Here is a 13,371-nt window from a genome sequence, read left to right on the forward strand (position 1 = left end):
GCTGATCCCCGTAGCGCGCGATTATCTAGTAGGCCGCGTTACAACGCATCAGGGGTAACAAAGTATTTATCGCGAAAAATCCCTGTTTTCAGTCGAAATGAGCTTAAAAACTTGTTTCAAGCGCTTTCAGGTCTGTAACAGGAAGGTTACCGGGCCATCATTGACCAGATGCACCTGCATATCCGCGCCGAATCTACCTGATGCCACAGTGCCATGCACCTGTTTCGCTTTGCTTAATAGATAGTCGAATAGCTCCTCGCCCAGCGCCGGAGGGGCCGCGGTCGAAAAACTCGGACGCAGCCCGTTTTTAGTATCGGCAGCCAGGGTGAACTGAGAGACCAGCAGCAGCCCGCCGCCCACATCCGCCAAGGACAGATTCATCTTGCCCTCAGCGTCACTGAACACCCGATAGTTAAGCAGCTTATTAAGAAGTTTGTCGGCGCTGGCCCGCGTGTCGTCGGGCTCGACGGCGACCAGGACCAGCAATCCCTGGTCGACGGCACCCACGACTTCGTCCGCAATCTCGACTCGCGCACCGCGCACGCGTTGCAGCAGGCCCTTCATGCTTCTTCAGGCGGCAGGTCGAGCAGACGCCGGGCCATCAGATTGGCTGCGCGTACCAGCGCGTCGGTGATCCCCGGTTCGGAAGCGGCATGACCAGCATCGCGGATGACCTGCAGCTCGCTGTTCGGCCAGGCTTGGTGCAGTTCCCAGGCGTTATCCAGCGGGCAGATCACGTCATAGCGACCATGGATGATCACGCCTGGCAAATGGGCGATCTTGCCCATGTCGCGGATCAACTGGTTCGGTTCCAGGAAGGCGTGGTTGCTGAAGTAGTGGCATTCGATGCGGGCAATCGACAATGCACGTTGTGGCTCGGAGAAACGATCGACTACCAGCGGGTTAGGACGCAGGGTCGCGGTGCGGCCTTCCCAGGTGGACCAGGCCTTGGCCGCGTGCATTTGGGCAATCTGGTCGTTGCCGACCAGACGCTTGTGGAACGCGCTGAGCAAGTCGTCGCGCTCGTCCAGCGGGATCGGCGCGATGTAGTCCTGCCAGTAATCGGGGAACAGACGGCTGGCGCCGGCCTGGTAGAACCATTCGATTTCCTGCGGACGGCAGAGAAAGATCCCGCGCAGGATCAGGCCGTGTACCCGTTCAGGATGGGTTTGCGCATAGGCCAGCGCCAGGGTCGAACCCCAGGAGCCGCCAAACAGTACCCATTTGTCGATGCCCAGGTGCTGGCGAATCCGCTCAAGGTCGGCGACCAGATCCCAGGTGGTGTTGTTTTCCAGGCTGGCGTGGGGGGTGGAGCGACCGCAACCGCGCTGATCGAAAGTGACAATGCGATACAGGTTGGGATCGAAGAAGCACCGACTCTGGGCATCACATCCGGCACCGGGGCCGCCGTGGATGAACACCACCGGCAAACCTTCCGGTGAACCGCTTTCGTCGACGTACAGGGTGTGGGTCGCATCGACGGCCAGATCGTGCCGGGCGTGGGGTTTGATCTGCGGGTACAAAGTCTGCATTGCGCGCTCCGTAAGGGGTCGAGGTCATCCCTGGGGGGACTTCTATTATTCTGCCGTCCGGCATCATAAACCCGAATTACGTCAATGAGCATGCCCATGCGGAGTCAGAGTCTTGCCGCCAGATAACCAAACAAGGTTTCGTACAGCGCATCGACCTCCACCGCCTGCCCACGGGCCCGCAAACAGCCATGAACCAAACCCTCGCCGACATAAAGTGTGGCAGCCACGCCTGCCGCATTCAGTCGCTCGGCATACAACACGCCGTCATCACGCAACGGGTCGAATTGCGCCACGGCGATCAATGCCGGTGGCAGTCCGCTGAAATCCCGGGCCAGCAATGGCATGGCGTAGGCGTTCGGTTGGCGGGTGCCGCGCAGGTAAAGCGCGTGATAGCAATCGACGTCACTGCTGCTGAGCAACGGCGCGTCGATGCACTCACTGCGCGACGGCAGCCGGTGATCGCCGCCCAATCCGGGATAGATCAGAACCTGCGCGCACGGCACCGGTTCGCCGGCATCGCGCAGCGCCAGGCATAACGCCGCCGCGAGGTTGCCACCGGCACTGTCGCCGACCACCAGCATACGCTGCGGGTCGAGTTGAAACGGCCCGTTGCGCAGTGCTCGCCAGACCTTCAGGCAATCATCGAACGCGGCGGGAAACGGATGCTCCGGTGCCCGGCGGTAATCGACGGCGATCACCAGTACACCTAGCGTCGATGCCAACTCGGCGCAGATGAAATCGTGAGAATCCAGGTCCCCCACCACCCAGCCACCGCCATGCAGGTAAACGATGCAGGACGCACCACTGGCCGGCGGTTGATAGGAACGAACAGCAACACCGGCCAACTCGAAATCGACCACATATATCCCGGCGGGGCGTGCCGGAGTAAACGCCCGGCACATCTCGCTGTAGGCCTGGCGCAACCCGGTGATGCTGCTGTCGGTGCTGTTGAAACTGACGGTTTTCTCGACGAAAGCCGTCATCTGCTCGGAAAGCGGGTAAGGAGCCATGAGCCGGGTGTCAGCCATTTCAGAGGTGCATGGGAAGACCAGGTTCCTGTGGGAGCGGGCTTGCTCGCGAAGAGGCCAGCACATTCAACCTCTATGTCGACTGCCAATCCGCCTTCGCGAGCAAGCTCGCTCCTACAGGTTTGGTGTCAGTTCTTCAGGCTGGCCTGAACTGTTGCCACGCCATCCTTGCCATCGAAACTGCTGACACCCGCCAGCCAGCGCTGCAAGTCTTCGGGATGGTCACGCAGCCATTTTTTCGCGACATCCTGAGCGGTTTGACGCTCCATGATCGGCACCATCAACTGGCTTTCCTGGGCGGCGGTGAACGTAAGGTTCTCCAGCAGTCGATTGACGTTCGGGCAGCGCTCGGCGTAATCCGGGGCAGTCACGCTGGAGACGGTCGCAGCGCCTTCATTCGGACCGTAGACATCTTCACTGCCAGTCAGGTAGGCGATCTTCATGTTGATGTTCATCGGGTGCGGGGTCCAGCCAACGAACACCACGAATTCCTTGCGATTTACTGCCCGCTGTACGGCGGCGAGCATGCCGGCCTCACCGGACTCGATCAGTTTGAAGTCCTTCAGGCCAAAGTGATTGGTCTCGATCATGGTTTTGATGGTGGTGTTGGCGCCGCTGCCCGGCTCGATGCCGTAGATCTTGCCGCCGAGCTGATCCTTGAATCTGGCGATGTCGGCGAAGGTTTTCAGACCGGCCGCTGCCACGTAGTCAGGGACCGCGAGGGTGGCCTGGGCATCGGCCAGGCTCGGTTTGTCCATGACCTTCACCTGATTGGCAGCCACGAACGGTGCGATGTTTTTATCCATCGCCGGTTTCCAGTAACCCAGGAAGATGTCCAGGCGCTTGTCGCGGATGCCGGCGAAGATGATTTGCTGCACGGCGCTGGTTTGCTTGCTTTCGTAGCCGAGACCGTTGAGCAACACATCGGCCATGCCACTGGTGGCAATCACGTCGGTCCAGTTGACCACACCCATGCGCACGGTTTTGCAGGAGGCGTCGTCCGCGGCCATGGCACCGGCGCTCAACAGAGCGGTGCCGCAGAAGATTGAGAGACAGCGGGTGAACAGACCTTTGGGGCTTGTCATAGAGAGCATTCTCGTGCGGCAGCGGATTATTGTCGGGCCGGTGTCTTTGTGCACCGTGGCCAGAACATTACGCAGCAGACGAGCGATGAAAGCGACCTGTGGCGACCGTGTTTTGCACGGTGGCGACTGTCCCGACGCGCTTTCAAGATAAACACATACCTGTGGGAGCGAGCTTGCTCGCGATGGCGGTGGATCGCCCGATAACGGAACGGCTCGAACTCTTCCATGTAGGTGCACTGCCCCAGCTCCAGTTGCACCGCGTGAATGTTCTCCGCCGGATTGCCGTAATGGCGGGTGATGTGGCCGCCCTTGAAGCGTCCGTTCAGCACGTGGGTGTAATTTTCGTGACGTGCGCAGATGGCTTCCAGCTGACTGGCCAACTGTGGATCGCAACTGGCGCCGTTGAAGGTACCGAGGTTGAAGTCCGGCAGTTTGCCGTCGAACAGGTGCGGGATCAGCGAGCGGATCGAGTGCGCGTCGAACAGCAGCGCGTAGCCGAACTCGGCCTTCAATCGCGCCAGTTCCTGTTGCAGGGTGCTGTGGTACGGCGTCCAGATCTGCTCAAGGTAGGTGGCGCGCTCTTCTTTCGAAGGTTCCAGCCCTTCGCGGAACAACGGCACGCCGTCGAACAGCGTGGCCGGGTACAGGCCAGTGGTCGCACCGACGTACAACGGTTTATCGTCGGATGGCCGGTTAAGGTCAATGACGAATCGCGAATACCCGGCGGCCAGGGTGCTGGCACCCAGTTCGGCGGCGAAGTCGTACAGCTGCGGGATGTGCCAGTCGGTGTCCGGCAGGCTTTTCGCCTGTGGGATCAACCCGGCCTCGACCGCAGGTGTCAGTCGCACACCGGCGTGAGGCATGCTGATCAGCAGCGGTACGCGGCCTTGTTTGAAGTTCAGTACCTTATCCACAACAGATCTCCTACAAACTTGATTCGACGCCGTGGCGCACGACGCGTTTTTCCAGGTCGCCGCCCAGCCAGTACGACAGGTCGGCCGGACGATCGATTTGCCAAGCGACGAAATCCGCGACCTTGCCGACCTCCAGCGAACCATGGGTGGCGGCCATACCCAGCGCGGTGGCAGCGTGAATCGTCGCGCCCGCCAGCGCTTCTTCCGGAGTCATGCGGAAACAGGTGCAAGCCATGTTCAGCATCAGGCGCAACGACAACGCGGGCGAGGTGCCTGGGTTGAGGTCGCTGGCGATGGCAATCTTTACGCCGTGTTTGCGCAGCGCATCCATCGGCGGCAACTGGGTTTCCCGCAGGAAATAGAAAGCGCCGGGCAGCAACACCGCAACGGTGCCGGACTTGGCCATGGCGATGGCGTCCTCCTCGGTCATGAACTCCAGGTGATCGGCGGACAACGCGTGATAACGCGCCGCCAGGCTCGAGCCGTGCAGCGACGACAACTGCTCGGCGTGCAGCTTCACTGGCAAGCCCAGTTCCTGGGCGGTAATGAACACCCGCTCGACCTGCGCCGGGGAGAACGCCAGGTACTCGCAGAACGCGTCCACCGCGTCGACCAGACCTTCGGCGGCCAGGGCCGGGAGCATGTCGGCGCAGATGTGATCGATATAGTCGTCGGCGCGATCGACGTATTCCGGCGGCAGGGCATGAGCCGCCAGGCAGGTGCTGCGCACGCTGACCGGCAGTTCGGCGCCGAGGCGACGGGCCACACGCAGCATCTTGCGTTCGTTGGCCAGGTCCAGGCCGTAGCCAGACTTGATTTCGATGCTGGTGACGCCATCACGCATCAGGCTTTTCAGGCGCCTGGCGGCACTGGCGAACAACTCGTCTTCGCTAGCCGCGCGGGTGGCGCGCACGGTGCTGGCAATACCACCACCGCTGGCTGCGATTTCCGCGTAGCTGACGCCTTGCAGGCGCTGTTCGAATTCGCCGCTGCGGTTACCGCCAAACACCGTATGGGTGTGACAGTCGATCAGGCCCGGTGTGACCCAGGCCCCGTTCAAATCATTGACGGCCGGGTACTCGCCCGCCGGCAACTCACCACGCGGGCCGATCCACTCAATGTGCGCTCCTGACGTCACGATGGCCGCGTCCTCGATGATCGAGTAGACACCTTGTGCCATGGTTGCGACGTGACAGTGTTGCCAGAGAGTTTTCATCCTTGGCCTCCATTAGGTTATCGATGAGAAAAAGTAGGGTCCTGCGTCACCAGGGCTGCCTGGCCCGCCGCCGGTTTCACCCACGTCAGGTAAGCCAGCACCAGCAACACGATCCAGACCACGCCGACAATCAGCGCTGCCTGGGTGTCCGGGAAGTAACCCAGCACGCCGAAAATGAACAGCATGAAGGCGATCGCCGCCGCCGGAGCATAGGGCCAGAGCGGTACCGGGAATTTCAGTTGTGCAACCTGCTCGGCGCTCATGGAGCGGCGCATGGCCACTTGGGTAACCAGAATCATCAGCCAGACCCACACCGTGGCAAAGGTCGCGATGGACGCGATCAGCAGGAACACGTTTTCCGGGATCAGGTAGTTCAGCAGCACGCCCAAGAGCAGCGCGGCACTCATCACCACCACCGTCATCCATGGCACGCCATTGCGCGACAGGCGGGCGAAGCCCTTGGGTGCATGCCCTTGCTGGGCCAGACCGAACATCATGCGGCCAGCGCCGAAGATGTCACTATTGATCGCCGAAATCGCCGCCGTGATCACCACGATATTGAGGATGGTGGCCGCCGAGCTGATCCCAAGCTTGTCGAAAATCTGCACGAACGGGCTGCCCTGGCTGCCGATCTGCTGCCATGGAAAGATCGACATCAGCACCAGCATCGTCAGCACGTAAAACAGCAGGATACGCAACGGTACGGCATTGATCGCCCGGGGCAGCACGTGTTGCGGGTCCTTGGCTTCACCTGCCGTTACGCCGATGATTTCAATACCGCCAAACGCAAACATCACCACCGCGAACGAAGCGATCAGACCGCCCATGCCATTGGGCATGAAACCGCCCTGGGTCCAGAGGTTGCTGATGTCGGTCGCCTGGCCGGGAGCCGAGCTGATGCCGAACCACATGATGCCGAAACCACCCAGGATCATCGCGATGATGGCCGCGACCTTGAGCAGCGACAGCCAGAACTCCATTTCACCGAAGACTTTGACGTTGCACAGGTTCAAGCCGCCAACGATGGAAACGACACCCAGCACCCAGATCCAGCGGGAAACCTCCGGAAACCAGAAGCCCATGTAGATACCGAATGCGGTGACGTCGGCCATGCCGACGATGACCATTTCGAATGCGTAGGTCCAACCGAGGATGAAACCCGCCATCGGCCCCAGGTAGGTGCTGGCGTACTGGCCGAAAGAGCCGGCCACCGGGTTGTGCACCGCCATCTCACCGAGGGCGCGCATGACCATGAACACCGCCGCGCCACCGATCAGGTAAGCGAGCAGTACCGCAGGCCCGGCCATTTGAATGGCCGAGGCAGATCCATAAAACAGCCCGGTGCCGATCGCCGACCCCAGCGCCATGAAGCGAATATGTCGGGCAGAAAGCCCGCGTTTCAAACCTTTTTCTGGCTGTTGCATTTCTCGTCCCTAATTATTGTTATTCGACGCTAAATCGAATCGCGAGCAAGCTCGCTCCCACAGGAGTACGCATTCCAATGTGGGAGCGAGCTCGCTCACGAAGGGGCCATTACAGGCTAGGCAGCAACTTCGCCGTCACCAGCTCGTTCAGGCAGCGCGAGGCCAACAATTCAGACGCCGCATTGATGTCCGGCGCGAAGAAGCGGTCCTTCTCATAGAACGGCACTTCGTTACGCAGGATGGCGCGGGCCTTTTCCAGTTTTGGCGAGGTTTTCAGGCCGTCGCGCAGGTCCAGGCCCTGAGCCGCCGCCAGCCATTCAACGGCAAGAATCCCGCGGGTGTTCTCGGCCATTTCCCACAGACGCTTGCCCGCTGCCGGAGCCATGGAAACGTGGTCTTCCTGGTTAGCGGAAGTCGGCAGGCTGTCCACCGAATGTGGATGGGACAACGCCTTGTTCTCGCTGGCCAAGGCCGCTGCGGTCACCTGGGCGATCATGAAGCCGGAGTTCACACCACCGTTGGCCACCAGGAATGGCGGCAGTTGCGACATGTGCTTGTCCATCATCAGCGAGATACGGCGTTCGCTCAGAGAACCGATTTCAGCGATGGCCAGCGCCATGTTGTCGGCCGCCATGGCCACAGGCTCGGCGTGGAAGTTGCCGCCGGAAATCACGTCGCCTTCAGCGGCGAACACCAGCGGGTTGTCCGATACGGCGTTGGCTTCGACGGCCAGCACTTCGGCGGCCTGACGGAATTGGGTCAGACAGGCGCCCATGACTTGCGGCTGGCAGCGCAGGGAGTATGGATCCTGGACCTTTTCGCAGTTTTCGTGGGAGTCGGAGACTTCGCTGCGCTCGCCCAGCAGATCGCGATAAGCGGCTGCGGCGTCGATTTGGCCTTTCTGGCCACGGGCAGCGTGGATGCGTGCGTCGAACGGCGAGCGCGAACCCAGTACCGCTTCAACGGTCAGGCCGCCCAGGGCCAGAGCACCGGCGAACAGGTCTTCGCCTTCGAACAGGCCACGCAGGGCAAAAGCGGTGGACACCTGAGTGCCGTTGAGCAGCGCCAGGCCTTCTTTCGCCGCCAGGGTCAGCGGGGCAAGACCGGCGACTTTCAGCGCTTCGGTGGCTTCCATCCATTCGCCTTTATAGCGAGCCTTGCCTTCGCCCAGCAGCACCAGCGACATATGGGCCAGAGGCGCCAGGTCACCGGAAGCACCAACCGAGCCTTTCAGTGGAATGTGCGGGTAAACCTCGGCGTTGATCAGGGCGATCAGCGCGTCGATCACCACACGGCGGATGCCGGAGAAACCACGGCTCAGGCTGTTGACCTTGAGCACCATGATCAAACGCACCAGCTCATCGCTGATCGGCTGGCCGACACCCGCGGCGTGGGACAACACCAGCGAGCGCTGCAGGTTTTCCAGGTCTTCGCTGGCGATGCGGGTCGAGGCCAGCAGGCCGAAACCGGTGTTGATACCGTAAGCGGTGCGGTTCTCGGCGAGGATCTGCTCCACGCAGGCAACGCTGGCTTCGATCTGGGCCGAGGCGCTGTTGTCGAGGGTGACTTTAACCGGTTGCTGATAGACATCACGCAGTTGGGCAAGGCTCAGTTGGCCGGGAATCAAATTAAGCGCAGTCATTTCATGCTCCTTTTGAGAGTTTGTTGTTAACTACCAGACGCTCCGGAGATATCCGTTGTCCGTCGCTTCCCCCTTGTTGAGGGGGCTGGCGCCTTGGCACGCTGGTTGTGTATGGAAATCAGTTCAAGTTCGGTAAAGCGTTTTGCAGCAAAGCAGGGTCTTTCAGAACACTGGCTGCCGCAGCGATATCCGGCGCCAGCCAACGGTCCTGATCGTACGCAGGAACACGTTCACGCAGCAGACGCCACGCCACATCGGTGCCGGCACCGAAGCGTTGCTCCTTGAGGAACTCAAACGCCTGGGCCGCCAACAGGTACTCGATGGCGAGGATCTGCGTGCAGTTTTCCAGCGCACGATGCAGCTTCAGTGCGGCGTTGGTACCCAGGCTCAGGTGATCTTCCTGCAGGCCCGAAGTCACGTAGTTATCCAGCACCGCCGGTTGCGCCAGTTGACGGTTCTCTGCACACAGCGAAGCGGCGACGTACTGGACGATCATCATCCCGGAGTTCACCCCCGGGTTGGCCACCAGGAACGCCGGCAGACCGCTGACGTGCGGGTTGATCAGGCGATCCAGACGACGCTCGGCTATGGAGCCGATTTCTGCCATGGCAATCGCCAGCAGGTCCGCCGCCATTGCCACGGACTGGCCGTGGGGATTGGCCTGGGACACCACGCGGTAATTGTCGGCGGAGCCCAGCACCAGCGGGTTGTCGGTGGCGCCGTTGAGTTCGGTTTCGATCTGTTTGGTCGCGTGTACCAATTGATCGCGCGCGGCGCCGTGCACCTGCGGGATCGAGCGAATGCTCAGGGCGTCTTGCGTGCGAATGCCTTTGCTCTGGGCAATCACTTCGCTGCCGTCGAGCAAGGCCCGCAGGTTGATCCCGACCTGCTGCATGCCTGGGTGCGGCTTGAGCGCAATGATCTCGGCATCGAACGCGTCGATCTGCCCGCGTTGGGCTTCGAAGCTCATGGCACCGATCACGTCGGCCCATTCCAGCAGGTGCGTGGCATCGGCAATCGCCAGGCAGCTCAGGCCGGTCATGCACGGCGTACCGTTGACTAGGCACAAACCATCTTTCGCCCCTAGCTTGACCGGTTGCAGGCCTTCTTCGGCCAGCGCTTGCTGCGCGGAAACGACCTGGCCGCGATAGCTGACATTGCCGACACCCAACAGTGCGATGCCGATGTGCGCCATGTGGGTCAGGTAGCCCACGGAACCCTGGGACGGTACTTGTGGGGTGATGCCACGGTTGAGCAGTGCCAGCAGCGCTTCGACGACCTGACGGTGCAGGCCGGATTTGCCATGGCTGTAGTTGACGACCGCGGCGCACATGATCGAGCGGGTCTGCTCGTCGGTCAGCGGTGCACCGACGCCGCAAGCGTGGCTGAGCAAGGTGTTGCGCGACAACTGGCTGAGTTGTTCGTCCTGCAGCGAGACGTTGCACAGCGCGCCCAGGCCGGTGTTGATGCCGTAGGCCCGTTCGCCGCTGGTAACGATGCGCTGGACGATGGCCTGAGCGTTTTCGATGCGCGCCCAGACCGGCGCCGACAGCTCGAGCTGTGCGCCATGACGGGCTACGGCGACCACATCCTGCCAAGTGACCTGCGCTTCGGTGATAACGATTTTTTCAGCCTGGGACATCTTCAACCTCTGCGTACAACCTGAATATTGATACAGCTTCACTGACGCCTTCGCGGGCAAGCCCGCTCCCACAGTGGTTGCTGGTGTAATCAAAACCGGTGCTCGACACCAATCCTTGTGGGAGCGGGCTTGCCCGCGAAGGGGCCGGCCCAGCTACCACAACTTTCTCAGACCACCGCCGCCCGACGCTGCACAAAGCGGTCGACATACTCATCTGCCGGCGAATGCAGAATCTCTTTCGGCGTGCCGACCTGGATCAGGCGGCCGTCCTTGAGGATCGCGATGCGGTTGCCGATGCGCACGGCCTCGTCGAGGTCGTGGGTGATGAAGACGATGGTCTTGTGCAGGGTCTTTTGCAGTTCCAGCAACTGGTCCTGCATCTCCGCACGGATCAGCGGGTCGAGGGCACTGAACGCTTCGTCCATCAGGATGATGTCGGTGTCCGCCGCCAAGGCGCGGGCCAGGCCCACACGCTGGCGCATGCCGCCGGAAAGCTGATGCGGGTATTTGTTTTCGTAGCCCTTGAGGCCCACGGTGTTGATCCAGTGCAGCGCACGCTCGGCACACATGGCTTTGCTTTCGCCACGGATTTTCAAGCCGTAGGCGACGTTGTCCAGCACGCTCTTGTGCGGCAACAGGCCGAAGCTCTGGAACACCATGCTGATCTTGCGCCGGCGAAATTCGCGCAGGGCTTCCATGTCGTATTGCAGGATGTCCACGCCATCCACCAGGATCGCGCCGCTGGTTGGATCGATCAGGCGGTTGAAGTGGCGTACCAGGGTCGACTTGCCGGAACCGGACAGGCCCATGATCACGAAAATCTCACCGCTACCAATGCTCAGCGACAGGTCGTTCACGCCAACCACGCAGCCGGTTTCGGCCAGCACCTGATCCTTGGTCTTGCCCTGGCCGACCATGGCCAGCGCGTCCTTAGCACGGTTGCCGAAAATCTTGAAGACGTTTTTGACTTCGATCTTGCTCACGGTTGCGTTGTTCATTTGCTCACCTCATGCCGTGCACGACCGTACGCCTGTGTAATGCGGTCGATCACCACAGCCAGAATCACGATCGCCAGACCGGCTTCAAGGCCGCGTCCGACGTTGAGGGTCTGAATCCCCACCAGTACGTCTTCACCCAGGCCACGGGCACCGATCATCGATGCAATCACTACCATCGACAGAGCCATCATGGTGGTCTGGTTGATGCCTGCCATGATGCTCGGCAGGGCCAGCGGCAGTTGCACGCCGAACAGTTGCTGCCAGCGGTTGGCACCGAAGGCGTTGATCGCTTCCATCACTTCGCCGTCGACCTGGCGAATGCCCAGATCGGTCAGGCGGATCAGCGGCGGCGCGGCGTAGATCACGGTGGCGAAAATCGCCGGGACCTTGCCCAGGCCAAACAGCATCAGCACCGGGATCAGGTACACGAAGCTCGGCATGGTCTGCATGATGTCCAGCAACGGCATCAGCACCGAACGCAGGCGATTGCTGCGCGCCGAGAGGATGCCCAGCGGCACGCCGATCAACACAGAAATGACCGTCGCCACCATCATCAGCGCCAGGGTCTGCATCAGCTTGTCCCAGAGGCCGACCGCACCCACCAGGAACAACAGACCGACGATCACCGCCGTGGTCACGACTTTACGGGTCGCGTGCCAGGCCACGCCTGCCACGATCGCCAGCATCAGCCACCAGGGCGCCGCGCGCAGCAGGCTTTCAAGATTGACGATGGCCCACAACAGGGTGTCGGAGATGTGCCGGAACACGTCGCCGTAGTTGGTGACCAGCGAATCGACCCAACCGTTGACCCAGTCGGCGATGGAAAAGGTAAAGCTTTCGGGAAACATAAGAGACTCTCAATCAAGGGGTTGCGATCAAGCATCCGACTGCCGTTGTCGACAGTCGGAGAAGCTCAACCTACAAGGCCGCGTCGATTTTCTTGGCTGCGTCTTCGCTCACCCACGCGTGCCAGACTTCAGGATGTTCCTTCAAGAAGATCTTCGCCAGTTTTGGCGACTCGATCCGCTCTTTGGTCATGCGCCCAAGGTTCTGGTTCAGCAGGTCGATTGGCACGTTGACCTTTTCCAGCACGGCCACCAGCTCCGGGGCTTCGTCGTGGAAAGTCTTGGACAGGCCGACCTTGATATCCACGGTCTTGTTCACGCCTGGCTTTTCTTCGAGTTTGACCACGTCAACCTGGCCCATCAGCGGCGTTGGCGACCAGTAGTAGAACAGGATCGGCTCGCCACGCTTGTAGCTCGACAGTACCGCGGCATCCAGCGCCGGGCCGGTGCCTGGGCGGAAGTTGGTGTAGGTGCTTTCCAGACCGTAGCTTTTCAGCATTTCGCTGTTGTCGAGTTCACAGGTCCAGCCGGCCGGGCAGTTGTAGAAACGGCCCTTGGAAGGCTCTTCGGCGTCCTTGAAGATCGCCGAGTACTTGCCCAGATCGGCAATGTTTTTCAGGTCCGGGGCCTTGGCTTCCAGCTTGCGCTTGGCGTCGCCTTCGATCACGTAGCGCGGGACGTACCAGCCTTCGACGGCACCCACGACTGGAGCACCGACACCGACGACCTTGCCGGCCTTCTCGGCCTTGTTCCAGACCTCGCTGCGGCCGACCCACTCTTCGGCAAACACCTGGATGTCGTTGCTGCTCAGGGCGTTTTCCATGGTGATGGAGTTGCCTGGCAGGCTGTCGGTCTTGCAGTCGTAGCCTTTCTCCAGCACGACTTGCAGCACGTCGGTCAGGAGCATGGCGCTTTCCCAGTTCAGGCCGGCAAATTTCACCGGCTTGCCCGACTCGCACCAGCCCGCCGCCTGAGTGGCGCCAGCGCTGGCCAGCAGGCCCATGGAAAGCAATGTGGTCAGCAGGGTCTTGTTCGATTTCATTGT

General features: G+C 61.1%; 11 protein-coding genes and 1 pseudogene. All 12 read right to left on the reverse strand.

Annotated elements, in window-relative coordinates; genetic code table 11:
• Positions 1–126: 126 nt before the first annotated feature.
• Positions 127–564: a D-aminoacyl-tRNA deacylase gene (gene dtd, locus AB4Z35_RS03795; protein ID WP_442096075.1), complete on the reverse strand. Its 438-nt coding sequence runs from the start codon at positions 562–564 to the stop codon at positions 127–129.
• Complete coding sequence (gene pip, locus AB4Z35_RS03800) at positions 561–1,532, reverse strand: prolyl aminopeptidase (protein ID WP_108230780.1); 972 nt, start codon at positions 1,530–1,532, stop codon at positions 561–563. The genes dtd and pip overlap by 4 nt, the downstream gene beginning before the upstream one ends.
• 104 nt (positions 1,533–1,636) lie before the next feature.
• Entirely contained in the window at positions 1,637–2,542 is a 906-nt protein-coding gene (locus AB4Z35_RS03805) for an alpha/beta hydrolase (RefSeq protein WP_442096076.1), read from the reverse strand.
• A gap of 146 nt (positions 2,543–2,688) precedes the next feature.
• Positions 2,689–3,645 (reverse strand): choline ABC transporter substrate-binding protein, encoded by a 957-nt coding sequence (locus AB4Z35_RS03810; protein WP_008002961.1) that lies wholly within the window; start codon positions 3,643–3,645, stop codon positions 2,689–2,691.
• Positions 3,646–3,839: 194 nt separating this feature from the next.
• A pseudogene (gene hutG, locus AB4Z35_RS03815) lies at positions 3,840–4,559 on the reverse strand (N-formylglutamate deformylase); the annotation flags it as partial.
• Between the two features lie 10 nt (positions 4,560–4,569).
• On the reverse strand, positions 4,570–5,775 hold the full coding sequence (gene hutI, locus AB4Z35_RS03820) for an imidazolonepropionase (RefSeq protein ID WP_442096077.1): 1,206 nt from the start codon (positions 5,773–5,775) through the stop codon (positions 4,570–4,572).
• A gap of 17 nt (positions 5,776–5,792) precedes the next feature.
• A complete protein-coding gene (locus AB4Z35_RS03825) occupies positions 5,793–7,199 on the reverse strand; it encodes an amino acid permease (protein ID WP_442096078.1) in 1,407 nt (468 codons plus the stop codon).
• 109 nt (positions 7,200–7,308) lie between these two features.
• Complete coding sequence (hutH, locus tag AB4Z35_RS03830; RefSeq protein WP_442096079.1) at positions 7,309–8,841, reverse strand: histidine ammonia-lyase; 1,533 nt, start codon at positions 8,839–8,841, stop codon at positions 7,309–7,311.
• A gap of 118 nt (positions 8,842–8,959) precedes the next feature.
• Positions 8,960–10,483, reverse strand: a complete 1,524-nt coding sequence (hutH, locus tag AB4Z35_RS03835) for a histidine ammonia-lyase (protein WP_442096080.1) — start codon at positions 10,481–10,483, stop codon at positions 8,960–8,962.
• A 167-nt stretch (positions 10,484–10,650) separates the two neighbouring features.
• Positions 10,651–11,481 (reverse strand): quaternary amine ABC transporter ATP-binding protein, encoded by an 831-nt coding sequence (locus tag AB4Z35_RS03840; protein ID WP_007989255.1) that lies wholly within the window; start codon positions 11,479–11,481, stop codon positions 10,651–10,653.
• Complete coding sequence (locus AB4Z35_RS03845) at positions 11,478–12,329, reverse strand: ABC transporter permease (protein ID WP_007989253.1); 852 nt, start codon at positions 12,327–12,329, stop codon at positions 11,478–11,480. The genes AB4Z35_RS03840 and AB4Z35_RS03845 overlap by 4 nt, the downstream gene beginning before the upstream one ends.
• A gap of 70 nt (positions 12,330–12,399) precedes the next feature.
• Positions 12,400–13,368: an ABC transporter substrate-binding protein gene (locus tag AB4Z35_RS03850; protein WP_007989251.1), complete on the reverse strand. Its 969-nt coding sequence runs from the start codon at positions 13,366–13,368 to the stop codon at positions 12,400–12,402.
• Between the last annotated feature and the right edge of the window lie 3 nt (positions 13,369–13,371).

Origin of the sequence: Pseudomonas sp. KB_15 (assembly GCF_052114525.1) — a bacterium.
Classification (GTDB): Bacteria; Pseudomonadota; Gammaproteobacteria; order Pseudomonadales; family Pseudomonadaceae; genus Aquipseudomonas.

Excerpts from the sequence above, each read along its gene's own strand:
- hutH (WP_442096080.1), bottom strand. The coding sequence starts at position 10,483 with ATGTCCCAGGCTGAAAAAATCGTTATCACCGAAGCGCAGGTCACTTGG.
- AB4Z35_RS03845 (WP_007989253.1), bottom strand. The coding sequence starts at position 12,329 with ATGTTTCCCGAAAGCTTTACCTTTTCCATCGCCGACTGGGTCAACGGT.
- AB4Z35_RS03850 (WP_007989251.1), bottom strand. The coding sequence starts at position 13,368 with ATGAAATCGAACAAGACCCTGCTGACCACATTGCTTTCCATGGGCCTG.
- AB4Z35_RS03825 (WP_442096078.1), bottom strand. The coding sequence starts at position 7,199 with ATGCAACAGCCAGAAAAAGGTTTGAAACGCGGGCTTTCTGCCCGACAT.
- dtd (WP_442096075.1), bottom strand. The coding sequence starts at position 564 with ATGAAGGGCCTGCTGCAACGCGTGCGCGGTGCGCGAGTCGAGATTGCG.
- AB4Z35_RS03810 (WP_008002961.1), bottom strand. The coding sequence starts at position 3,645 with ATGACAAGCCCCAAAGGTCTGTTCACCCGCTGTCTCTCAATCTTCTGC.
- hutI (WP_442096077.1), bottom strand. The coding sequence starts at position 5,775 with ATGAAAACTCTCTGGCAACACTGTCACGTCGCAACCATGGCACAAGGT.
- pip (WP_108230780.1), bottom strand. The coding sequence starts at position 1,532 with ATGCAGACTTTGTACCCGCAGATCAAACCCCACGCCCGGCACGATCTG.
- hutH (WP_442096079.1), bottom strand. The coding sequence starts at position 8,841 with ATGACTGCGCTTAATTTGATTCCCGGCCAACTGAGCCTTGCCCAACTG.
- AB4Z35_RS03840 (WP_007989255.1), bottom strand. The coding sequence starts at position 11,481 with ATGAACAACGCAACCGTGAGCAAGATCGAAGTCAAAAACGTCTTCAAG.
- AB4Z35_RS03805 (WP_442096076.1), bottom strand. The coding sequence starts at position 2,542 with ATGGCTCCTTACCCGCTTTCCGAGCAGATGACGGCTTTCGTCGAGAAA.